This window comes from Streptococcus sanguinis, assembly GCF_020729725.1.
GTDB lineage: Bacteria > Bacillota > Bacilli > Lactobacillales > Streptococcaceae > Streptococcus > Streptococcus sanguinis_V.
This window is the reverse complement of the sequence record NZ_JAJEPA010000005.1, coordinates 871,449-893,717: the sequence shown is the minus strand read 5'-3', so window position 1 is coordinate 893,717 and position 22,269 is coordinate 871,449. Positions and strand designations below refer to the sequence as shown.

Annotated in this window: 19 protein-coding genes; 10 read left to right on the top strand and 9 right to left on the bottom strand. The window is 42.5% G+C overall.

The genetic code is table 11. The features are described from left to right. Positions 1–385: 385 nt before the first annotated feature. The 5 genes from K4I03_RS04395 to K4I03_RS04375 form a co-directional block, all read right to left on the bottom strand. Positions 386–1,150, bottom strand: coding sequence for a class I SAM-dependent methyltransferase (locus tag K4I03_RS04395; RefSeq protein ID WP_002909119.1), 765 nt, complete (start codon positions 1,148–1,150; stop codon positions 386–388). Between the two features lie 180 nt (positions 1,151–1,330). Beyond that, entirely contained in the window at positions 1,331–2,392 is a 1,062-nt protein-coding gene (locus tag K4I03_RS04390) for a DMT family transporter (RefSeq protein WP_002909120.1), read from the bottom strand. A gap of 70 nt (positions 2,393–2,462) precedes the next feature. After that, on the bottom strand, positions 2,463–2,837 hold the full coding sequence (locus tag K4I03_RS04385; protein ID WP_002909121.1) for a hypothetical protein: 375 nt from the start codon (positions 2,835–2,837) through the stop codon (positions 2,463–2,465). A gap of 111 nt (positions 2,838–2,948) precedes the next feature. Continuing rightward, positions 2,949–4,511 carry a beta-carotene 15,15'-monooxygenase gene (locus K4I03_RS04380; protein WP_227963853.1) on the bottom strand — a complete coding sequence of 521 codons (1,563 nt, stop codon included), beginning with the start codon at positions 4,509–4,511 and terminating at the stop codon, positions 2,949–2,951. Next, positions 4,508–5,302, bottom strand: a complete 795-nt coding sequence (locus tag K4I03_RS04375; protein WP_227963852.1) for an ABC transporter ATP-binding protein — start codon at positions 5,300–5,302, stop codon at positions 4,508–4,510. The genes K4I03_RS04380 and K4I03_RS04375 overlap by 4 nt, the downstream gene beginning before the upstream one ends. A 74-nt stretch (positions 5,303–5,376) precedes the next feature. Here K4I03_RS04375 and K4I03_RS04370 point away from each other — a divergent pair, with 74 nt between their 5' ends. Both K4I03_RS04370 and K4I03_RS04365 read left to right on the top strand, forming a co-directional pair. After that, on the top strand, positions 5,377–6,501 hold the full coding sequence (locus K4I03_RS04370; protein ID WP_002897049.1) for an AI-2E family transporter: 1,125 nt from the start codon (positions 5,377–5,379) through the stop codon (positions 6,499–6,501). Positions 6,502–6,652: 151 nt separating this feature from the next. Continuing rightward, a complete protein-coding gene (locus tag K4I03_RS04365; protein ID WP_002909126.1) occupies positions 6,653–7,993 on the top strand; it encodes a hemolysin family protein in 1,341 nt (446 codons plus the stop codon). Positions 7,994–8,359: 366 nt separating this feature from the next. Here K4I03_RS04365 and treR read toward each other — a convergent pair whose 3' ends face one another. After that, positions 8,360–9,073: a trehalose operon repressor gene (gene treR, locus K4I03_RS04360; protein ID WP_185774665.1), complete on the bottom strand. Its 714-nt coding sequence runs from the start codon at positions 9,071–9,073 to the stop codon at positions 8,360–8,362. A gap of 188 nt (positions 9,074–9,261) precedes the next feature. Between treR and treP the strand changes: the two genes are divergently transcribed. From treP to K4I03_RS04320, 8 genes are all read left to right on the top strand, one after another. Then, entirely contained in the window at positions 9,262–11,307 is a 2,046-nt protein-coding gene (gene treP / locus K4I03_RS04355) for a PTS system trehalose-specific EIIBC component (protein ID WP_227963851.1), read from the top strand. Positions 11,308–11,379: 72 nt separating this feature from the next. Beyond that, on the top strand, positions 11,380–13,011 hold the full coding sequence (gene treC, locus K4I03_RS04350; RefSeq protein ID WP_227963850.1) for an alpha,alpha-phosphotrehalase: 1,632 nt from the start codon (positions 11,380–11,382) through the stop codon (positions 13,009–13,011). A 188-nt stretch (positions 13,012–13,199) separates the two neighbouring features. Further along, on the top strand, positions 13,200–15,449 hold the full coding sequence (locus tag K4I03_RS04345; protein WP_227963849.1) for an endonuclease/exonuclease/phosphatase family protein: 2,250 nt from the start codon (positions 13,200–13,202) through the stop codon (positions 15,447–15,449). A gap of 245 nt (positions 15,450–15,694) precedes the next feature. After that, positions 15,695–16,504 (top strand): pyruvate formate-lyase-activating protein, encoded by an 810-nt coding sequence (gene pflA / locus K4I03_RS04340; protein ID WP_002905907.1) that lies wholly within the window; start codon positions 15,695–15,697, stop codon positions 16,502–16,504. Between the two features lie 138 nt (positions 16,505–16,642). Next, complete coding sequence (locus K4I03_RS04335) at positions 16,643–17,578, top strand: manganese-dependent inorganic pyrophosphatase (protein ID WP_002909135.1); 936 nt, start codon at positions 16,643–16,645, stop codon at positions 17,576–17,578. 90 nt (positions 17,579–17,668) lie between these two features. Next, positions 17,669–18,181, top strand: coding sequence for a YiiX/YebB-like N1pC/P60 family cysteine hydrolase (locus K4I03_RS04330; RefSeq protein ID WP_002914587.1), 513 nt, complete (start codon positions 17,669–17,671; stop codon positions 18,179–18,181). Further along, complete coding sequence (locus K4I03_RS04325) at positions 18,174–18,827, top strand: DUF1803 domain-containing protein (RefSeq protein ID WP_227963848.1); 654 nt, start codon at positions 18,174–18,176, stop codon at positions 18,825–18,827. The genes K4I03_RS04330 and K4I03_RS04325 overlap by 8 nt, the downstream gene beginning before the upstream one ends. Positions 18,828–18,927: 100 nt before the next feature. Further along, positions 18,928–19,122 carry a CsbD family protein gene (locus tag K4I03_RS04320; RefSeq protein WP_002894655.1) on the top strand — a complete coding sequence of 65 codons (195 nt, stop codon included), beginning with the start codon at positions 18,928–18,930 and terminating at the stop codon, positions 19,120–19,122. Positions 19,123–19,149: 27 nt separating this feature from the next. On the opposite strand, the gene K4I03_RS04315 is transcribed toward K4I03_RS04320, so the two are convergent. The 3 genes from K4I03_RS04315 to K4I03_RS04305 form a co-directional block, all read right to left on the bottom strand. Continuing rightward, positions 19,150–20,154 (bottom strand): FecCD family ABC transporter permease, encoded by a 1,005-nt coding sequence (locus K4I03_RS04315; RefSeq protein ID WP_227963847.1) that lies wholly within the window; start codon positions 20,152–20,154, stop codon positions 19,150–19,152. Next, positions 20,144–21,163, bottom strand: coding sequence for a FecCD family ABC transporter permease (locus K4I03_RS04310; protein WP_227963846.1), 1,020 nt, complete (start codon positions 21,161–21,163; stop codon positions 20,144–20,146). The genes K4I03_RS04315 and K4I03_RS04310 overlap by 11 nt, the downstream gene beginning before the upstream one ends. Before the next feature lie 99 nt (positions 21,164–21,262). Then, positions 21,263–22,198 (bottom strand): iron-hydroxamate ABC transporter substrate-binding protein, encoded by a 936-nt coding sequence (locus tag K4I03_RS04305; RefSeq protein ID WP_227963845.1) that lies wholly within the window; start codon positions 22,196–22,198, stop codon positions 21,263–21,265. Positions 22,199–22,269: the final 71 nt, after the last annotated feature.

Here is a 22,269-nt window from a genome sequence, read left to right as displayed (position 1 = left end):
AATGAAAAGATAGTTTCTAATATACGTGATTGGGAAAAAATGACCTTGTCTTTGATAAGTTAAGTGTCAAACCGTTCTCAGATGGCAGTTTTAGAATAAGATAAAAGCCTGTTTTTACGGGCATTAGTCAAACGAACATAGCATTGCCCCGAGCAATGTTCAGCGAACTTCTTTAGACGTCGCTGGAGGGAAATTGCATATAGCCGGTGTACAAGTTACCTGTTTTCACGGGTGGTTATGACTTCTCAAAATAAGCAAAAAAGCAGTAAACCTTTGTGATTTACTGTTTCTCAAATCGTTATATTCAATTATACAAACTGAGATTTAGATTTTAACCCTTAAGGAAAATAAAATGAGCTATTCTCCTGAAGCATGTTCTATAATATTATGGTTTAATGCAGAGTGTAGCTATATAGTCATTTCCATAACGTGATAATCTATGTCTTTTGTCACACGATTCATAAAAATCTATCATAGCGAGACCATTTTTAAGTTGTCCTCTAATCTGACTTTCTAAGGTATGGCTAAATTCATATCCATATTCTGGATTTATGATTATCTTGCCTTCCTCTTCAAGCTCTTTTGAATTAAAAGGTATTGAAAACTTTAAAAGTAATTCCTCATCAGGCTTGTCCCATACAATGTCAGCATCATACATGTATATCCAAGGGTTCATAAATCCGACCATTAACAGTCCTCCCTTTTTCAATACTCGAGAGGCTTCTTTATACATATTTTCTAAATCTTCTATATATACATTTGAAACTGGATTAAAAATAATATCAAAGGTTTCATTTTCAAATGGAAATGATTTTGTCATATCGCCTTGAATTGTATTGATTTTTAATCCTTCTCTTTTAGCAACCAACTCATCTCTTTCTAATTGTGATTTAGAAAAATCCATTATGGTGACATCATAACCTTTTGCAGCAAAAACGGGTCCCTGCTGTCCACCACCACAAGCTAAACCTAATATCCTTTTTCCGTTGGCTTTTTCAAACCATTCTGTTGGAACTTTTTTCCCAACAGTTAATGCAACAGAAATTGGATTATTTTTAACTTCTTCTAATTCTTCATGTGTCAATGGCTCAGTATAGTCATTTTTTACATTATTCCATCTATCTTCATTTAATTTTATATAATTGTTCATCTTATAATTTCCACGTAATTTTATATTATTTCGATTTAAGTTGAATAGGTTGCCATTACATTTTTCTCACCTCTACAAATTTCTAATTTCTTGAACTATTTTAATCTTGCTTTAATTTTTAATTTTTATTTTATTTGAAACTTTAATTTGTTATGTTTCAAATACAGCACTTTTATAAATTTACAATCTCTTTTCATGTATCAATTTATGTTCTTTGCTGTTCATATAATCTTTATGTTTATGATTATGATTATGCTTTTCCTCTAATATAAAATGACTATGCTCATGTTCATGCGTGATAATATGAGTATGTGTTTTCCCATCATGCGTGTGAACAATTATGTGAGAATGACTATGACTGTGACGTTTAACCATTGTATCATATGCAACAATTACGCTGCCGATTATCATAAAAACAAGACCAATGAAATATACCAAAGTAAGTTTTTCTCCATTTACTATAAATGCTAAAAAAGTTCCTACAAACGGAGCTACAGCATAATATGCACTAGTTTTTGTAGCACCTAAATCTCTTTGTGCTCTGATATACATAAAAATACTGAGCCCATATGCCACAAATCCAAGTAGCAAAGCAGCCATTATATATTTCATTTCAGGAATTCTTTCTCCCAAAATAAGGGCGACTATAAATGCACCGCTACCAGAGAAAAAACCTTTTAGTAAAACAATCTCATAAGTACTTTTATCTGAAATTTTTCTAGTGCAGTTATTTTCAAGTCCCCAACAGCAAGTTGCCAGTATAACAAACAATGAACCTAATGAAAACTTGAAACTTTCAGCCCCTTCAAATGAAAGAACTATACTTGATATTGTGATAAATCCAATAGCAATCCACAACTTTGATGTTACTTTCTCCTTAAATATCAAAAGAGCAATAATTGTTGTTGCTACAATTTCAAAGTTACCTAGCAGTGAAGCATTTGAGGCTGAACCAATATTTATACCAATCATAAGGGATATAGGTGCCGCAATATCAAGGACAATCATTCCAACAGTATAAGGTAAATCTGCCTTATTTAACTTTTCATACTTTTCTTCGACTTTCCTATGAAACAAGTACATAATACCTACACCTGTTCCAGCTCCCAAATATAGAAAAGATGCCATCAATGTCGGTGGAATCTTATTTAAAAGCACTTTAGAAAATGGTGTATTTATTGCATAAAAAATAGCCGCAAGCAATGCTAAAATTACCGCTATAAATTTTCTGCTTTTATCCATATTTAATAAATCAACTCCTTTTAGATAAATTCTCAATTTAACGCACTGTAGATGATCCTCATTTCACATGCTACATCTGAAATGCTGTTATCCAAAAACATATTCCGGCTATAAGTGAAATCGGAGTCATAACATATTTTTCTTTCTTACTTTTTGAAATCATGTTCATAATCGTATTCAAGGATAGGTAAGCGGCAAAGAAGAAACAAATATATTTAGTAACCTTGAAAGACAGCCACAGGGGAATAAAACCTCCGGATTGCAAAATAATGATCACGGCAAAAATTTGAATAGCTACCGAAATGACTGCCGCAAGTCTAAATTTCTTAGGTAAGATTTTATGTTGTCCACCCATTGTAAATTCGCCCAAAGGCAGACCGCAAGCAACAAGAACTGTCATAATTGCTATAATTCCAAATAATACTGCACCTAATATTGAAAACATAAATCACTATTCTCCTTTCGTAAAATACAAAATATTTCAGTTACAAATTCAACTTTGTTTCACTTAATATTCCTATAAAATTATAAGGAATTCTTGTCAAGTGTTCAAGTTTTATAGGTCTTTCTCAAGTTGGTCTTTTGGCTCACCTTTTCCTTTGTTCTTCCACCAATCGCTCAGGTCGACTAAGGATTGAGCGGCGGAAGGGATGAGAAGGAGGACATAGATATAGACATACTGGCTCTTGGTTTCCCAGAAGAAGTGGAAGAGGCCGCCCCCCAAGAGAAAGATGAAGGGATAGAGGTCAAAAGGCGTCAGCTTTTCCTCGGCGACGAAAAATTTATGCAGGATAAAGAAACAGGAGAGCAGATAGATGCTGGCTAGCAGCGTTAAGAGCAGGAAATTAACAATCTGATAACCTTTTCTTTCCTCATAAATGCTGCGCAGGACAGCTGGCTTCATATATTGCTGGCGCTCAATCTGAGGCCCAGTCCAAATAGACTGAAAAGTTGGCTCAGTCCAAGTCGACTTGACTTTTTCGTAGAAGAATTTCAGCGCATAAGCAGGATGCTTACTGAAGTGAATCAAAATATCCTTCAAATCCCGAGTGGCCATTTCTGTAGCCAAATTTTCATCATATTTGTTGCGCTTGAGAATCTTGGTATTGTAGGCATCGTACCAGCCTCCTAAGGTCTGCCGATTGGGATCATCCCGCAGGCCCATAGTGATGTAGGCGATTTTTGGGGTACCGACACCAATCTTGCCCCCAATCAGCTGCTCATAGTAGGCAGTCAGTCCCTTGTTTGAAAGGACAATGCCGGCTAAAATCAGGATGATAGTCAGTGGTTTCTTCCAAGACCATTTATAAAAAATGGACAGGAAGCAGACTCCAATCAGCATGATGGCAAAGATGATGTAGTTGTTGCGCAGGAGGCAGGCCAGACTAATACTGGCCGCTCCCAGCAAGGCATAGAGTAAATTTCCTTTCTGATCCAGCTTGATAAAAGCATAGAGACTGAGCAGACAGAAGAAGAGCCCGGGAATGGTACCGTAGACAAAGAGGATGAAAAAGAGTTGTGGTAGAAAGAGAAAGGTCAGCAGAATCGTGTATTTCTGAATCATTTCTCTGGCATTGAGCAGGGCAGTAATCTTATAAATCAAGAAATGACTGAGTAAAGTCCAGCCGACATTCATGCTAAAGGCAAATTGAGTCGTCGGAGAAATAAAAGTATAAAGTCGCTCCAGAGTCATCAGTCCTAGCTGATGGGGATTACGATACATGTAGCTTCCGACGGTTGTCAGCGAGCTGTAATCTCCTCGGTTAAAGGCTAGGGCTGCATTGAAAACGTGCTTGGCGTCAGCTCGGATGCGGCCATCGTAGGCCGTTATCAGAAAAATCGCTGCTGCTATAAAGATGAGGGACAGAAACCAAAAAAGATGCTTGGTCTGAACCTTTTCCAACAGAGGCCGGATTAAAAAGAGGCTGAGGAGAAAGAGCAGGAGAATAGGGTAGAAATACCAAGGATTACTGACGAATTGGACTCCTTCAGAAATTCTCAAAGGTATGTAAGTATGGGACAGCAGAATCTGCCCTGACAGGAAAAGCAAGGCAATCGCAGTCATGGTCAGAATCAGGAAGTAGCCTAGGTTGAAGATGGTATTAGAAAATTGCTTCATGAGGACCTGCCCTCCACCTTGACGAAATAGCGGTCTTCTCCCAGCTCAATCAGCTCGACTGGCTGGGGATAAAATTGATTCATGACCTCTTTTTGAAGAATGTCTTCTTTAGGACCTTGGGCTATGATTTCTCCTTCTTTTAGGAGCAGGACATGATCCATAGCAGCAGTGATTTCCTCTACATGGTGGGTGACATAGAGGATGGTTGGAGCTTGGTCCATCTGTGTAATCTTACCAATCTGATCCAGCAGGCGCTCGCGGGCAAAGAGATCCAGACCGCTGGTCGCTTCGTCTAAGATAAGCAGTTCTGGTTTTTCCATGAGACTGCGCGCAATCAGCAAGAGCTGCTTTTCCCCTTGAGACAGACTGATGTAGCTTCGGCCAATCAAATCTTGCCCGCCAATGGAAGCCAGCATTTCCCTAGCTTGGTTCAGCTCAGTTTGCCCGTAAGGAGCGTAGAGAATACTGCTTTTATACTTGCCTGTCAGGACGATTTCTTCGGCAGTGAGATGGCTGGGCAGACGCTCAGCAATGAAGGAGCCAACTACTCCAATCCTAGTTCGCAGCTGAGGAATGTCGCCGGCACCAAATTCCGTATCCAGAACCGTTACCTTGCCCTGAGTCTTCCAATGCTCAGCCATGAGCAAGCGCAGAAGAGTAGACTTTCCAGAACCGTTGAGACCGAGGATGGCCCAATGCTCCCCCTTTTTCACCTGCCAGTTGAGATCTTTTAAGATGGTCCGGCCTTGTTTAGCCAAGCTTACATTTTCCAGTTCGATAATCTTTTCCATTTTTACTCTTTCTTTCGTTAAATCTCCTTTATTATAACAAAATTTATGGTAAAATAACTGATAGGAGGAGTCAAATGTTTCATAAAAGTAAGCTGATGTTTTGGACCAGTGAGGTCCTTTTGCTAACGATTATTTTCTTTATCTGGCGCCAAATGGGGGATATGATAACCCCGATTGTTAGCGTTGTGAATACAATCTTGATTCCCTTTCTTGTAGGAGGATTTCTTTACTATATTACGAATCCTCTGGTGAAATTTCTTCAGGAAAAGCTCAAAATCAACCGAATGATTGGGATTCTGATTACGCTCAGCCTTTTATTTGGTTTGATTGCTTTGGGTGTTATTTATCTCTTGCCGATTTTGATTAATCAGCTGAGCAGCTTGATTAATTCAACGCAAGGACTTTATTGGGAAATTCAAAGTTTTGTTAATCAATTATCTAAAAATCCGCTCTTTCGAAATCTGAATATCCAGTCCACCATCCAGCAGCTCAATCTGTCTTATGTGGATATTCTGCAAAATATCCTTAACAGTGTAACCAACAGTCTGGGCAGCGTTCTGTCAGCAGTTGTCAATACGCTGATGATTTTGATTATGACGCCGATTTTCTTGGTTTACTTCCTCATGGACGGCCATAAGCTTTTACCCATGCTGGAGCGGACAGTCCTCAAGCGAGATAAGCTCAATATCTCCAGCTTGCTAACTAATCTCAATGCTACTGTTGCCCGCTATATCAGCGGAATTTCAATCGATGCCCTGATTATCGGTGCTCTGGCCTATATTGGCTATAGCGTGATTGGGCTCAAGTACGCTTTGGTCTTTGCTATTTTCTCCAGTCTGGCTAATCTGATTCCTTATGTAGGACCGAGTATCGGCTTGATTCCCATGGTCATTACTTATGCCTTTACGGATCCTCAGAAGATGGTGGCGGCCTTGATTTACATGCTGATTATCCAGCAGGTTGATGGCAATATCCTCTATCCCCGTATCGTTGGCGGTGTGATGAAAGTCCATCCTATTACCATCATGGTGCTCTTGCTCTTATCCAGCAATATCTATGGCGTTCTAGGGATGATTGTGGCAATCCCGACCTATTCTATCCTCAAAGAAATCGCTAAGTTCTTGGCCAACCTTTATGACAATCACAAGGAAGCCCAGCAGCAGAAGAAGAACGAAGAGTTTGGGATTATTAATAAATAAGGATGAGTTTGGTAATCGATTAATCCCAGAGTCTCGATACCAGAAAATAAGACGGAAGAAGGGCCTCCCGTCTTATTTTCATTTCCTGTGCACTAAATTTAAAAATATGATATAATCAGATTTACTTATACATTTCGAGGAGAAAGAATCAATGGAAGACCCTGGCAGTCAGAATATTTTATGGCAAGCCTTACTACTGTTTATATTGACTTTGTTAAATGCCTTTTTCTCAGCAGCCGAGATGGCAATGGTATCGCTCAATCGGGCGCGTGTGGAGCAAAAGGCTGAAGAGGGTGACCTCAAGTATATCCGGCTCTTAGCTGTCTTAGAAAGCCCCAATAACTTCTTATCAACTATTCAGGTTGGGATTACTGTTATCAATATCCTGTCTGGGGCCAGTTTTGCGGATAATCTGGGGAAACTGTTCTCTTCTTGGATGGGAAATTCCGAAACAGCACGTGCTATCGGAACTTTCTTGGCTTTGGTCTTATTGACCTATATTTCTATTGTTTTGGGTGAGCTTTATCCCAAGCGCATTGCCATGAACCTGAAAGACAATCTAGCTGTGCGGGCTGCACCGGTTATTATCTTTCTTGGCAAGATTGTCAGCCCCTTCGTTTGGTTGCTGTCAGCGTCGACTAATCTACTGAGTCGGATAACCCCGATGAAGTTTGATGATGCAGACGAAAAGATGACTCGGGATGAGATTGAGTATATGCTGACTAAGAGTGAGGAGACCTTGGATGCAGATGAGATTGAGATGCTGCAGGGGATTTTCTCTCTGGATGAGCTGATGGCGCGTGAACTGATGGTGCCGCGGACGGATGCCTTTATGGTGGACATTCAGGACGATACCAAGGAAATCATCGAGAGCATTCTCAAACAGAGCTTCTCGCGGATTCCCGTTTATGATGGGGATAAGGACAATGTCATCGGTCTGATTCATACCAAGCGACTGCTTAATGAAGGATTCGTCAATGGTTTTGACAATATCGTTCTGCGCAAGATTTTGCAGGAGCCACTCTTTGTACCGGAAACCATGTTTGTCGATGATTTGCTCAAGGAGCTACGCAATACGCAAAATCAAATGGCGATTCTCTTGGATGAGTATGGCGGTATGGCTGGTCTGGTCACACTGGAAGACCTTTTGGAGGAGATTGTTGGTGAGATTGACGATGAGACTGACAAGGCTGAGATTGAAGTTCATGAAATTGGTGAGAATACCTACATTGTCTTAGGAACCATGACCCTCAATGACTTTAATGAATATTTTGAAGTCGAAATCGAAAGCGATGATGTGGATACGATAGCTGGTTATTACTTGACTTGTGTAGGGACTATTCCAGATCCGAAGGAACGCATTAGCTATGAAGTCGAAAGTCAGAATAAGCTACTCATTTTGACCAATGACAAGGTTAAAAATGGCCGTGTTACGAAGGTTAAGGTTGAAATTTCTGACATTATTGAAGAAGCAGAAAAGGCTGAGAAATAACCTCAGTCTTTTAAGTTTCCTTCAAGTTTTTTATAAGTCTGTCTTAAGTTTCTGGGATTATACTAATAGCATCAAAATAGAAATGAGGACAGTCCAATGACATCTAAAGTTACCCTATATGATAAGCAAGTATTGACATTCTCACAGGCGCAAAAGTAAGAAAGGAAGTAATAAGAATCAGTAACGTTTAAAAAGCAGCAGAAGCCCTTAACTAATTTTTTCATATAAATCTCCTAAAACAAGTAAAAAGAAATTTTGAGGCTCTTTGTCGCTCCAAAACAAAGCAGCCTTAGACTACTCATAAAAGAAATCACCTCTGCCAGCTGGAAGGCAGAGGTGGTTTTGTGGTCTGGATGGAAATCAAGGTTATTCTTTCTGACGCTTAGCAAAATCCACAAAGCGAAATTTGTCTAGCTTGTGCCGGCTCTCAGTATATTGAAACTGGCGGCCGTCTGCCAGATAGACCTGAGACTTGACAGAGACGACTTGCTGGTCCTTGCCTAGGTCCATGAGAATCTTGTCTTGGTCATTGGCGTGGTCAATGGTAAATTCCTTTTTGGCATAAGCGATTTTGAGCTTTAAGTCATTTTCCAAATAGGCGTAAATGGATTGCTCACCGATTTCCCTTGTCAAGTCAGGGACGATGCCCTTGTCTAAATAGTCAATATCTAGTACAGAGGCGACTTGGTCCACAACGCGCTGACGGACGATTCGCCAAACCAGTCGGTAAGGAGGGAAGCCAGTGATGTCGGACAATTTCTGGTCTACGGTAATCTTTTCCAAGCTGACAACATTGGTTTTGGACTGCATATTATTCTGTTTGACTACTTCTTGATAGCTGGTCAGCTTAGACACAGGAAAGTCAAACTGTTCCTGCTTGATGACTTTGGAACCCTGTCCACGGACTTTTTCAATCAATCCTTCTTCCTGCAGCAGGGCCAGAGCCTTGCGGACTGTATCGCGGCTGACCTGGTAGTCTTCTGTCAGCTGATGTTCGCTGGGCAAGAAGTCTCCGACTGCATAACGTTCCTCTAAAATGTCTTTCTCAATCTGTTTGAACAATTGTTTGTATTTCTTCATCATAAACTCCACTTGTTTTCTTTTTTGCATACAACCTAGAAAATTTTATCAAAAATAAAGGCTTTTTTCAACAAACAACTTGCCTACATCTTTGAAATCGATTACAATAATTTGTAGGAGTGTGTTGCAAAACCGACTCGTAAAAAAATATAAGGAGAGTGCTGGATTCTCATTCAGCCAGTAGTCAAATGGGAAAATTTGAGAAGGAAGCCAAGGATCTGCTAGATGCAATCGGCGGCAAAGAGAATGTCACAGCAGTTAGCCATTGCGCAACGCGGATGCGCTTTGTACTTGGAGATGATCAAAAGGCCAATGTCAAGGCTATTGAGGCAATCCCAGTGGTCAAGGGAACTTTCACAAATGCTGGGCAATTCCAAGTCATCATTGGAAATGATGTGCCAATCTTTTACAATGACTTCACTGCTGTATCAGGTATTGAGGGAGTATCAAAAGAAGCAGCCAAGTCTGCTGCCAAGAGCAAGCAAAATCCCCTTCAGCGGGTTATGGCCACTCTGGCGGAAATTTTTACACCCTTGATTCCAGCCTTGATTGTCGGAGGGTTAATCCTTGGCTTCCGCAATGTCCTTGAGGGCGTGCATATTGAAGCTTTGGGTAGAAAGATTGTTGACGGAGTTGCACAAGTAAAAAATGGACAACCGGTTTATAATACAATTGTGGATGTGTCCAAATTCTGGAGCAATGTTAATGACTTTCTTTGGCTGCCGGCACAAGCAGTCTTCCACTTCTTACCAGTGGGGATTACTTGGTCTATCTCCCGTAAGATGGGAACTAGTCAGATTCTTGGGATTGTCTTGGGAATTTGTTTGGTTTCTCCACATTTGTTGAATGCTTATGATGTAGCCAATACCTCTAAAGATGTGATTACTAAAGACTTCACTTGGTATTTTGGGATACTTGAGTTTCACAAATATGGTTACCAAGGTCAGGTCATTCCGGCTCTCTTGTCTGGTCTGTCTCTCTCTTACTTAGAAATTTTCTGGCGAAAACGGATTCCAGAAGTGATTTCTATGATTTTTGTTCCTTTGCTTTCTCTGCTTCCAGCTCTGATTTTGGCCCATACGGTTTTAGGTCCTTTTGGCTGGTGGGTTGGACAAGGCATGTCTAAGTTTGTATTTATTGGTTTGACAGGTTCATTCAAATGGTTGTTTGGTGCAGTATTTGGTGCCCTTTATGCTCCGTTTGTGATTACAGGTCTTCACCATATGACCAATGCCATTGATACACAATTAGCCAATGATTATGGTGGAACAGCTCTTTGGCCCATGATTGCTCTGTCTAATATTGCTCAAGGTTCAGCTGTATTTGCCTACTATCTCATGCATCGTCGTGATGAAAGAGAGGCACAAATTTCACTTCCAGCAACCATTTCTGCTTACCTTGGCGTTACTGAGCCAGCTCTCTTCGGGGTCAATGTCAAGTACGTTTATCCATTTGTTGCGGGGATGATTGGTTCGTCTATTGCCGGAGTCTTGTCCCTTAGCTTTAATGTTACAGCAACTGGTATTGGTGTCGGAGGCTTACCAGCTATCCTTTCTATTCAAGCAAACTATTGGCTTCCTTTCCTTCTAGTTATGCTTGTAGCAATCCTTGTACCAATGTTCCTGACTTTCTTCTTCCACAAGATAGGCTTCTTGACGAAGACAGAGGAAGATCCAGAATTGCAGGCGGAGTTTGCAGCTCAGGAGGAGGCAGAATTTGCCGGGCCATCCAAAGCCGAGTCATCTCCAGAGGTGCAAGCAGCTGATTCATTGACCCCTGTAACAATCACCAGTCCGCTGGCAGGAGAAGTCAAAGAATTGAGTCAGGCAACGGATCCAGTCTTTGCACAAGGTTTGATGGGGCGTGGAGTTGTCATTGTACCTAGCCAAGGTGAGTTGGTTTCACCAGTTAATGGTAGAGTAACAGTCTTCTTCCCAACCAAGCATGCCATCGGTATCTTGTCAGATGAAGGGGTTGAAATCCTGATGCATATCGGAATGGACACTGTTAATCTGGAGGGCAAAGGCTTTGAAGGTTATGTGTCTCAGGGAGATAAGGTCAAGGTTGGCGACAAGCTCATTTCCTTTGATATAGACATGATCAAGAAAGCAGGCTATGTAACAGAAACACCAGTCATCATTACGAACTCAGACAAGTATCAGGTGGAGGTGCTTGAACAACTTCCTCGGGTAGTTGAGCGAGGCAGCCAATTGATGACAGCTAATCCGCTTTAAAGAAAAATGAAATGACTTATAGAAAGGGACGGTGCTTTAAAATCTGTCCCTTTTCTCAAAAAAGGAGGAAATATGACACTTGATAAAACAAAGGTTGTCTACCAAATTTATCCAAAATCTTTTAAAGACACGACTGGCAACGGTTTGGGAGATTTTCGCGGGATTATTGAAAAACTTCCTTACCTGAAAGAGCTGGGAGTGGATATGATCTGGCTCAATCCTTTCTATCCGAGTCCGCAACGGGACAATGGTTATGATATTTCTGACTATACTGCGGTTGATCCTATCTTTGGAGATATGGCGGATTTTGAAGAGATGGTCAAGGTCGGCCAGCAGCATGGTATTGACTTTATGCTGGACATGGTTCTCAATCATTGCTCGATTGAGCATGAGTGGTTCCAAAAGGCACTGGCTGGGGATTCCTACTATCAGGATTTTTTTATCCTGCGGGATGAGCCGACGGACTGGCTGTCCAAGTTTGGTGGCAGTGCCTGGGCGCCATTTGGCGATACGGGCAAATATTATCTGCATCTTTATGATGTCACTCAAGCTGACCTCAATTGGCGCAACCTCAATGTTCGTCAAGAGCTCTTCAAGGTGGTGAATTTTTGGCGAGACAAAGGGGTCAAAGGCTTCCGCTTTGATGTCATCAATGTGATCGGTAAAGATGAGGTGCTGACGGACTGTCCGGATCAGGAGGGAAAGCCAGCCTATACTGATAAGCCAATTGTGCATGATTATCTGCGCATGATGAACGAAGCGACCTTCGGGCAGGACGATTCCGTTATGACGGTTGGCGAAATGAGTGCTACGACGATTGAAAACTGTATCCTTTACACCGCACCAGACCGGCAGGAGCTATCTATGGCTTTTAATTTCCATCATCTCAAGGTGGACTATGAAGCTGGACAGAAGTGGACCCTTAAGCCTTTTGACTTTGAAGAATTAAAACGCCTTTTCCATACTTGGGGCAAGGAAATGAGCGAACACGGCGGTTGGTCGGCCCTCTTTTGGAACAACCATGATCAGCCGCGAGCTCTCAATCGCTTTGTCGATGTAGAGAATTTCCGCAATGAAGGGGCAACCATGCTGGCAGCCAGTATTCATCTGTCTCGCGGGACGCCTTATATCTACATGGGGGAGGAGATTGGCATGGTGGACCCTGATTATGACTCCATGGAAGATTATATGGATGTCGAGTCTCTCAATGCATACCAGAGTTTACTTGCTGAAGGTCAATCGCCAGAAGCAGCTTTCAAGATTATCAAGGCTAAATCTCGTGATAATTCTCGGACGCCTATGCAGTGGGATGATTCGGTCAATGCAGGTTTTACAACAGGAACTCCATGGCTGAAGGCGGGCAAATCCTATCCTCTTATCAATGTGGAAAATGAAATCAAGGGACCGATTTTTACCTTTTATCAGAAATTGATTGCCCTGCGTAAGGAACTACCTATCATCGCAGAGGGCAGCTATCAGCCAGCCTATGAGGACAGTCCTCAGGTCTATGCCTTTGAGCGGGAGTGGCAAGGACAAAAACTTTTAGTCCTTAACAACTTTTATGCTGATCCGATTACAGTGGACATCCTGCCGGATTATCAAAATGGTCAGGTTCTCCTATCCAATTACGGCAAGACTCAGATTGACCATGTGATGACCCTGCAGCCATACGAAACCTTGGCTATCTTAGTGGGAGAAAACTAAAGTCTCGAAAGAATCTGGAAATGTTTCCAGATTCTTTTTTTCTGTGTTGGGCAAGCCTAGACAAGTATTTTTCTGAAGTGAGAGAAACTAATACAGAATTTTAAGAAAGCCTTTGCAAAATTTGATTCTTTTCTTTATAATAAAAATTAAATAGGATAATATACATTTATACAGAAAAGGAGAAGTTCATGAAAAAACAAGTTTCTTACAGGCAGCTCTTTCCCACAGCGGTTTTGCTAGCTGCTTTTCTGTCCCTGCTTTTTTCTGTCCAACCAGTCGGAGCAGAAGAAGCGGTAAGTTCGTCGACTTCTGAGGCGGCTGCTCTTACAGAGAATCCGGCTGTAAGTGATGCGTCGGTTGCTAGTCAAGCAGAGAGTGCATCAGCAGAATCAGGAGAGTCAAAGGCAGCTTCTACAGAGACAGTGGAAAAGGAAGGCCAAGCTCCTGCTGCAGCACAAGCTGCGACTAGCGGACCAGAAGTTGTTCCCAATGTGGGAACCATTCAGGGAGAATCACAAGCCTCTCCCTATGAGGACAAAGAGGTTCAAGTTTCCAATGTAGTTGTGACGAAAACAGACCGCTATGGTTTTTATGTTCAAGACGTGAATCCTGATGGAAATAGCAGGACTTCTGATGCTCTTTATGTTGTTTCTAAAGAAAAAGTCGATGTCGGTGACAAACTTAGTCTTGAAGGACGCGTCAAAGAAGGCTACATGGAAGAGCTCAGCGTTCGTCAGGGGCAGACTTTCAACAAGCCAAGCGATAGCTTGACTGTCACCATGCTTATCGCTTCCAAGGTGACCAAGGAAGGCAAGGCTGACTTGCCTGCTCCAGTAGACATCGTAGCCAACATGCCTCAGGATACGGTCGATAACGATATTAATAACTATCAACCTCAAAGTGAAGCGTTGGACTACTGGGAAAGTTTAGAAGGAATGTTGACGACGGTGAAGAGGCCCCGCGTTTTAGGCCCGCAGTACCGTGGAGATACTTATCTCTTGCCGGAAGGCTACCAAGCCTTACCGCTAAACAATATCGGAGGTCTTAATCTTCGTCCAAACGCTCAAAATACAGCAACCATTCCAGTTTATGTTGGCAATAAATTCATTGCCAAGGCCAAGGATTATTTCAATGGTGATGTGGTCGGAGTCGTGACTTATCGTGGGAAGATTTACAAGTTGGAGCCGACTCAGCTGCCTGATTTGGTGGACGGTGGCTTGCAGAGACAGGTCTCTCCTATCTATCCAAGCGAGGACAAGTTGACTATTGCTTCCTACAATATCGAGAATTTTTCTGCTAATGCTAAAAAAGGTGAAACACCTGAGGAAAAAGTGACTAGAATCGCTAATTCCTTTATCAATGAAATCCACAGTCCAGATATCATTACGCTCATTGAGGTTCAAGATGAAAATGGCAGCGTTAATGACGGAACGACCAGCGGTGTCAAAAGCGGTGAGAAACTAGCGGCCCGCATCAAAGAACTGGGCGGAAAAACTTACAAGTACACCGAAGTTGCCCCACTTGACGGTCAAGATGGAGGCAAGCCTGGCTCTAATATCCGCGTGGCCTTTCTCTACGATCCAAATCGGGTGAAGTTAGTCGAAAAAGAAGCTGGTACGAGTGACGAAGCAGCTAGCTTCTCTGGTGGCCATTTGGTTAAGAATCCTGCCCGGATTGCTCCAACAAATCCAGCCTTTACTAAGGTTCGTAAATCCTTGGCAGCTGAGTTTGAATTCAAGGGACAGCATATCGTCGTTATCGCCAATCATTTGAAGTCCAAGATTGGGGATGATGCTGTTTATGGCTCCGCTCAACCAGCAGTTCAGCATACGCAGGCTGCTCGGATAGAGCAGGCTAAAATTTTAAATAGCTTTGTTCAGGAAGGACTGAGACAAAATCCTAACCTTAAGTTTGTGTTGACTGGTGATTTTAATGATTTTGAATTTTCCGAAACAGCTAAAGCACTGGCGGGTAATGAACTGATTAATCTCATGCAGGAGCATGATGCGGCTGACCGTTATTCCTACTTCTACCGCGGCAGCAACCAAAGTTTGGACAACATTTTCATTTCGAAGAACCTTGCAGGCAAGGCAGTCTTTGCGCCTGTCCATATCAATGCCTCTTTCATGGAGGAACATGGCAGAGCTTCAGACCATGATCCAGTAGTGGTGCAGCTGGACTTTTCTAAGGATGTTGCAGCTTCGTCTTCTGACAGCTCCCGACCGTCTCAATCAACCGATAAATCCTCTGCAGCGGCAGATCAAGGAGCTCCGTCTCAGACCAATCCTCCATCGTCCAATCAAACTGGACAAGGTCAGATTGCTGGCAGCAAGAAGAAGGGGCTCCCGCAGACCGGCCAAAATAAGAGTGGCTGGGCAGTCTTGGGATTGACCTTGCTAATGTTTGCTTTTACTCTCAAAAAGAGAAATAGAAATTAACTAAAATCAGTTCAAAAGTGAAATCAGGGTGGAATAGAGAATCTTCCCTGATTTTTTATTGGCCGGCATCTAAGAGCAAGTCTTAATCAGCTTTCGCCCTAAAGTTTTATCTGTTGTAAAACACTGAAAATGAAACTGAAAAACAGTTTGTTTTCTAAAAAATAGGCAAATTAAGTCTATTTTTGCTTTAATCATGTTATAATGTAGTTAGTTATAAAACGTTTTCAGAGTTAAGAGGTTGCGTGATGGTTGAAGAGAAAATTGAAGAAGCAGTTGATTATGGAAAGGTAACGGGCATGGTCCACTCCACCGAAAGTTTTGGAGCTGTTGATGGACCGGGTATCCGTTTTATTGTTTTTTTGCAGGGCTGCCACATGCGCTGCCAGTATTGCCATAATCCGGACACATGGGAGATGGAGACCAACAAATCTCAGCTGCGGACAGTGGATGATGTTTTACAAGAAGCTCTCCGTTATAAGGGCTTCTGGGGTAACAAAGGCGGCATCACCGTCAGCGGAGGAGAGGCCTTGCTGCAGATTGATTTTCTAATTGCCCTCTTTACCAAGGCTAAGGAACTGGGCATCCACTGTACATTGGATACCTGTGCCCTACCCTTCAGAAATACGCCTCGCTATCTGAAAAAATTTGATAAGCTTATGGCAGTCACCGACCTAGTCCTGCTTGATATCAAGGAGATTAACGAAGAACAGCACAAAATTGTGACCAGCCAGACCAACAAGAATATCTTGGCTTGTGCCAAGTACCTGTCTGACATTGGAAAGCCAGTCTGGATCCGCCATGTCTTGGTGCCGGGATTGACCGACCGTGATGATGACCTGATTGAGCTAGGTAAATTTGTAAAGACGCTGAAGAATGTAGATAAGTTTGAAATTCTACCTTACCATACCATGGGAGAATTCAAATGGCGGGAGTTGGGTATCCCTTACAAGCTGGAAGGGGTTAAGCCTCCAACAGCTGATCGGGTCAAGAATGCTAAGGAACTCATGCAGACTGAGTCCTATACAGAGTATATGAATCGGGTGCATAATAGCTAATCTACTTTGAGTATGGATAAATGGGCTGGTGGGTTGACCAGTCCATTTTTCTTCAGAAAATGTCCTTCTGCTTTTGTGAAATACTTGTAATTGTGGTAAAATAAATGCAATAAGTTTATATAAAAGAAGAGGTTTATCATGTCTAAAATTTTAGTTTTCGGTCACCAAAATCCTGACTCAGATGCTATTGGTTCATCCTACGCTTTTGCTTACTTGGCTCGTGAAGCTTATGGCTTGGATACAGAAGCTGTTGCTCTGGGTGAGCCTAATGAAGAAACAGCCTTTGTATTGGATTATTTTGGCGTGGCTGCACCGCGCGTGATTACATCTGCCAAGGCAGAAGGGGCTGAGCAAGTCATCTTGACAGACCACAATGAATTCCAGCAGTCTGTGGCAGATATTGCTGAAGTTGAAGTTTATGGCGTGGTGGACCACCACCGTGTTGCTAACTTTGAAACAGCAAGTCCGCTTTACATGCGCTTGGAGCCAGTGGGATCTGCTTCCTCTATTGTTTACCGTATGTTCAAGGAGCACGGCGTAGAAGTTCCAAAAGAAATTGCAGGATTGATGCTGTCTGGTTTGATCTCTGATACTCTCTTGCTCAAGTCACCAACAACTCATCCAACTGACAAGGTCATTGCACCAGAATTGGCTGAGCTAGCTGGTGTCAACTTGGAAGAGTATGGTTTGGCAATGCTTAAGGCAGGTACAAACTTGGCTAGCAAGTCTGCAGAAGAATTGATTGACATCGATGCGAAAACATTTGAGCTCAACGGAAACAATGTCCGTGTGGCACAGGTCAACACAGTTGATATTGCTGAAGTTTTGGAGCGTCAAGCAGAAATCGAAGCTGCTATTGAAAAAGCAATCGCTGATAATGGCTACTCTGACTTTGTCTTGATGATTACAGATATTATCAACTCAAACTCAGAAATTTTGGCTATCGGAAGCAATATGGATAAGGTCGAAGCAGCCTTTAACTTTGTTCTTGAAAACAACCATGCTTTCCTTGCAGGCGCTGTTTCTCGTAAGAAGCAAGTGGTGCCTCAACTAACAGAAAGTTTTAATGCTTAAAGAGCTCATTTGAGGAAATAAGTTACTAGAAGGGGCTATTCCCCTCATACCTAAAAGGAGTCTTGACTCCTTTTTTGATGGGTGAGAAAAATGAAGATTCAAGATTTACAAGATGGAGATTTGATTTTTACAGTCGGATCTTCAGAAATTGCAGCAGCCATCCGAGCAGCAACTGGTTCATATAGTCATGTGGCCATCTTTTTTAATGGTGAGATTTATCATGCAACCCATGAGAATGGTGTTGTCAATCAAGATTTGTCTGATTTTTTACAAGATGAGGATGTTTATGACGTGTACTGCTATCCAGCTATTGAAGCAGAAGCAGTCTTTAAAAGGGCCAAATTACATCTAGGAAAGCCATACAATTTCAGCTTCTATCCGCAGTCCGATGGTTTTTACTGTTCGGAGTATATTGCGGAAATTTTGCCGATTTTTGATACGATTCCCATGCAGTTTGGTGATGAGAAAAATCTGATTTCTGATTTTTGGCAGGAATATTATCGGGACTTGGGCTTAGTGGTTCTCCTAGGTCAGCCTGGAACGAATCCTAGCCAGTTGGCTCAGTCAAGAAAACTCATCTACAAAGGAGAACTCCATGATTAAAATCATCAATCCCAGCCGTTTGATGTGCCAGCCTTTTTTTAAGGAGCTGATTGATTATTTGGATCAGCATGAGGCAGTGATTCTGCGGGAGATTAAGAGAGACTTTGAGAGTGTGGCCAACATTGACCGCTCGATAGAGGAGTTTATCAAGGCTGGCTACATCAAGCGAGAGAACAAGCGATATTATCTGACCTTGCCACTTTTGGAAAGTTTGGAGACTGTGAGTTTGGATCAGGAAATCTTTATCCGTGATGATAGTCCGCTCTATCAGGAACTGTTAGAGCTGCGCTTTGAGACTCAGCTTTCCAATCAGACCAATGCGGCTGTTTTGCTGGAAGAGACAGATTTTCAGCGGGATAAGCTGACCTTGGCAAATTATTTTTACAAGATGCAGCGCCAATATCCGCTGTCTGAGGCACAAAAGCCCCTCTATGCTGTCTTAGGCGATGTCAATCCAGAGTATGCACTCAAGTATATGACGACCTTTCTTCTCAAGTATGTCCGCAAGGATGAGCTCATGCAGAAGCGGCGGGACATTTTTGTCGATAGCCTAGTGATTTTGGGCTATATCCGGCAAAACGAAGCAGGCAAGTATGAGTTACAGGCCAGCTTTGATAAGGAGAGATTGACTTTCCAGCTGCACTGATTTTCTCATAGAATGAGCAGAATAGTTGACCTTTGGAAAGAAAAAACATATACTACTGTAAACGGTATCAGAAACCGTAAAAAAGAACGGAGGCAATCATATGTCACTAGAAAATAAATTTGATCAAGCTAAGGGCGCTGTTAAAGAAGGCGTGGGCAAAGTTACAGGAGATAACAAGACAGAAGCAGAAGGCTTTGTTGAAAAAACAGTTGCCAAAGCCAAAGAAGTTGCTGAAGATGCTAAAGAAGCTGTAGAAGGTGCTGTAGAAGGAATCAAAAACAGCTTGGATAAATAAAAAACAATCAGTCGATTATTCGGCTGATTATTTTTTTTGCTGATACATAAGGTAGAGGAAATAGGGGGCTCCAATAATGGAAATCAAAATGCCTGTTGGGACGGAGCTTCCGATGAGGAAGGTTCTTGTGATCGTATCTGCCCCTGTCATGATAAAGGCACCTAGCAGCATGGCGGCTGGAAAGAGTAAGCGATGATCGCTGGGTAGGAATCGTTTGCTGATATGGCTAGCTAACATACCGATAAAGACAATATTTCCAGCTAGGGATAGACTAAAGGCGACGAGAGCACTGGCTAATAACAGGGTTATCTGCCGCTCTCTTTTTAGATGAATCCCAAGACCAAGAGCTGTTTCATCATTTAGGCTGAGGATATTGAGCTTGTGGGAGCGCAGATAGGTCAGTAGCCAGAATAAAAGCAAGAAGGGGCCGGCAATAGCTAGACTTTCCCAGTTATTCCCAGTAATCTTACCAGCTAGCCAGCTAACTACATAGGTCAGTTTGTTCTGATCGACACGGCCGGTGATGGCAATCATACTAGAAGACAGAATGGTTGACAAGGTCACACCAGCGATAATGAGCTTGACGGGGCTGATAGCTTGGCCTTTTTGATGTGAAATCAGGTAAATGAGGGCTACTGTCAGCATACCGCCAAAAGTCGCGATGAAGGGAAGATAGCGGATATAGAAAGGATCGGTCACTTCTAGCTTGCTGATAGCAAGAGTTATGATAACACCAGCTCCGGCATTGATTCCCAAGGTTCCTGAATCGGCAAGTGGGTTTCGAGTAAAGGTCTGCAGCAGTACACCGCTCATCCCTAGCGAAGCTCCTGCTAGAAGGCAGACTAGAATTCGAGGCAAGCGGATTTGCTCCATGATAAAGGCGCTGCCATCATCTCCCTGCCCCAGCAGATATCGGAAAGCTTCTCCGACGTTAAATTCCTGATCGCCTGATGATAGAGACAGTAGGAAAATTAGGAAAGTCAGGAGGCTGAGGCTTACTAGAACCAAAAGAATCCGTTTTTTATCTCTCATAGAAGGCCCCCTTTCTCATCAGCCATAGGAAGACTGGCAGCGTAACGAGACTGATAATAGAGCTAAGAGGCAGACCGACCATATGACTCGCAGCAAAATCACAGATTAGTAGAAAGAGCGCTCCTGTTAGCATCGTCAGTGGCAGGATTTTTTGGTAGTTCTTTCCGCTGATGGTTTTGACAAAGTGTGGAATAATCAGTCCGACAAGAGCCAGGCTTCCTACTAGGGCAACGGCTGCCGCTGATAACAGTAGAACAAGGCTTAGAAAGAGCAGGGTCATATGAGTCGTTCGCTGGCCTAAGCCCTTGGCTACTGTTTCATTGAGGCTGAGAATGGTTAGTTGGTGAGAAAATAGCTGAGCCAGTAAGAGGCCTAATAAGATAAAGGGAGCAATGATTTGCAGCATTTTCCAATTGGTTCCTAGAAGCCCTCCAGCTTGCCAACCGATGACAGCATTGGTCAGGTTGAGGTAAATGGTCAAGCCTTGTCCGATGGCAGTCAGGAGTGTTGTTACCATGGCACCGGATAAGACGAGACGTAGTTGCTCAAAACCTTTTCTAGGATGGTAGGAGAGACTAAAAACCAGAATACTGGCTAGACAGGCTCCTGCAAGTGAGAGCAGGAGGATGCTACTGTAGTGTATACTCTTAGAAAAGGCATAACCGCAGATGAGCGCAAGGCCAGCTCCAGAGTTGATCCCCAAAAGTCCTGGATCAGCAATAGCATTGCGGGTAATTCCCTGCATGATGGCTCCTGAAACGGCCAAGCTAGCTCCGACTAGCAGAGCTGCAATTCCTCTAGGTAAGCGCAGATCTATGATGATGTTCTGGGCTGGACTTTCCTTAAAGGGATGGCTCAGCGTTTCTATCAGTTGCTGATGGGAGTAGCTGGGAATGCCAAAGCGCAGGTAGAGATAGAGTCCGCTAATCAGCAAGAGAATGAGGGCGAAAAAAACAAGCCAAAAGATGTTTGGCCTATTTTTTTGAGCAAATGGTGTATGAAGCGTCATCTGGTATCCTTTATATAGTCGAAAATCAAATAGCTGTCATGAGATATATCGCTTACTAGCAATGTTTTTTCACTAGTCTGAGTTTCTGCAAGGAATGGCCTAGTTCATTTTTTCAAGGCCATCTTGAATGGTTTTGAGTTCGTATTCAAGTGTCAATGGATCGTTAAAATAAAAGGCGTTGGCATCCACTTTTAAGATATGGTTATGTTGGACAGCGGGAATGGATTTCCAAACATCGCTTTCGTAAAGAGCACTGCCTGTTTTATCATCTTCAGCTGCAACCAGGACATAATCGCCAATGTACTCATTCACCGTTTCTTGGCTGACTTGCAAGTAGCCACTCGGGAATACTTCCTCCTTCACCTTTTGCGGGGCATCAAATCCCAGCGATTTGTAGATAACTTCTCCGCCTCGTCCCCAGTTGTTACCGAAGAGGTAGATTTCCTTTTCATATAGCCCGACAACCGTGAAAGTGACATTTTGTCCCAGCTTTTCTTTTAACTGCTTGCCAATATCAGCTGTTTTGCTCTTCCAATCGGCAATCCATTGATCAGCTTCTTTTTCCTTACCAAAGATTTGGCCAAAGCGATTCAGGATTTCTAAATAGTCATTTTTTCCATAATCAATGGCAATAGTTGGAGCGATTTTCTTTAGTTCATCGATATTTTTGTCACTGGCATCTACCACGATAAGGTCTGGCTTTTGCTTGGCGATAGACTCCAAATCTTCCGGCATCAGGACCTTGGCGTTTTTGACTTTTTCTTTGAGGACAGGGTTTTTAGCATCATAGGATGTTACAGTGACAGGGTCGAAACCTAGTTGCAGCAAATAGCCTGTGTAGGTAGAGGAGAGGCTGGCGATGCGTTTTGGATTTTTGGGAATATCGCCGTAGTAGTGAAATCCATCAATTTTGGGCTTGCTAGATAGCTCGACCTTGTCTGAAGAGGCAGAGTTTTCAGATTTAGATGAGCTGCCGCAGGCAACTAAAAGGAAGATGGTGACAGTAAGGGTGGCAAATGATAAAAACTTTTTCATTTTTTCCTCCAATTCTATAAAAAGTTTAGAAGCTGTATTCATGAAGCGATATGGAAAACATATCTATGAAT

Coding starts and splice junctions, on each gene's coding strand:
- K4I03_RS04395 (WP_002909119.1), bottom strand. CDS start 1,150: ATGAACAATTATATAAAATTAAATGAAGATAGATGGAATAATGTAAAA.
- K4I03_RS04390 (WP_002909120.1), bottom strand. CDS start 2,392: ATGGATAAAAGCAGAAAATTTATAGCGGTAATTTTAGCATTGCTTGCG.
- K4I03_RS04385 (WP_002909121.1), bottom strand. CDS start 2,837: ATGTTTTCAATATTAGGTGCAGTATTATTTGGAATTATAGCAATTATG.
- K4I03_RS04380 (WP_227963853.1), bottom strand. CDS start 4,511: ATGAAGCAATTTTCTAATACCATCTTCAACCTAGGCTACTTCCTGATT.
- K4I03_RS04375 (WP_227963852.1), bottom strand. CDS start 5,302: ATGGAAAAGATTATCGAACTGGAAAATGTAAGCTTGGCTAAACAAGGC.
- K4I03_RS04370 (WP_002897049.1), top strand. CDS start 5,377: ATGTTTCATAAAAGTAAGCTGATGTTTTGGACCAGTGAGGTCCTTTTG.
- K4I03_RS04365 (WP_002909126.1), top strand. CDS start 6,653: ATGGAAGACCCTGGCAGTCAGAATATTTTATGGCAAGCCTTACTACTG.
- treR (WP_185774665.1), bottom strand. CDS start 9,073: ATGAAGAAATACAAACAATTGTTCAAACAGATTGAGAAAGACATTTTA.
- treP (WP_227963851.1), top strand. CDS start 9,262: ATGGGAAAATTTGAGAAGGAAGCCAAGGATCTGCTAGATGCAATCGGC.
- treC (WP_227963850.1), top strand. CDS start 11,380: ATGACACTTGATAAAACAAAGGTTGTCTACCAAATTTATCCAAAATCT.
- K4I03_RS04345 (WP_227963849.1), top strand. CDS start 13,200: ATGAAAAAACAAGTTTCTTACAGGCAGCTCTTTCCCACAGCGGTTTTG.
- pflA (WP_002905907.1), top strand. CDS start 15,695: ATGGTTGAAGAGAAAATTGAAGAAGCAGTTGATTATGGAAAGGTAACG.
- K4I03_RS04335 (WP_002909135.1), top strand. CDS start 16,643: ATGTCTAAAATTTTAGTTTTCGGTCACCAAAATCCTGACTCAGATGCT.
- K4I03_RS04330 (WP_002914587.1), top strand. CDS start 17,669: ATGAAGATTCAAGATTTACAAGATGGAGATTTGATTTTTACAGTCGGA.
- K4I03_RS04325 (WP_227963848.1), top strand. CDS start 18,174: ATGATTAAAATCATCAATCCCAGCCGTTTGATGTGCCAGCCTTTTTTT.
- K4I03_RS04320 (WP_002894655.1), top strand. CDS start 18,928: ATGTCACTAGAAAATAAATTTGATCAAGCTAAGGGCGCTGTTAAAGAA.
- K4I03_RS04315 (WP_227963847.1), bottom strand. CDS start 20,154: ATGAGAGATAAAAAACGGATTCTTTTGGTTCTAGTAAGCCTCAGCCTC.
- K4I03_RS04310 (WP_227963846.1), bottom strand. CDS start 21,163: ATGACGCTTCATACACCATTTGCTCAAAAAAATAGGCCAAACATCTTT.
- K4I03_RS04305 (WP_227963845.1), bottom strand. CDS start 22,198: ATGAAAAAGTTTTTATCATTTGCCACCCTTACTGTCACCATCTTCCTT.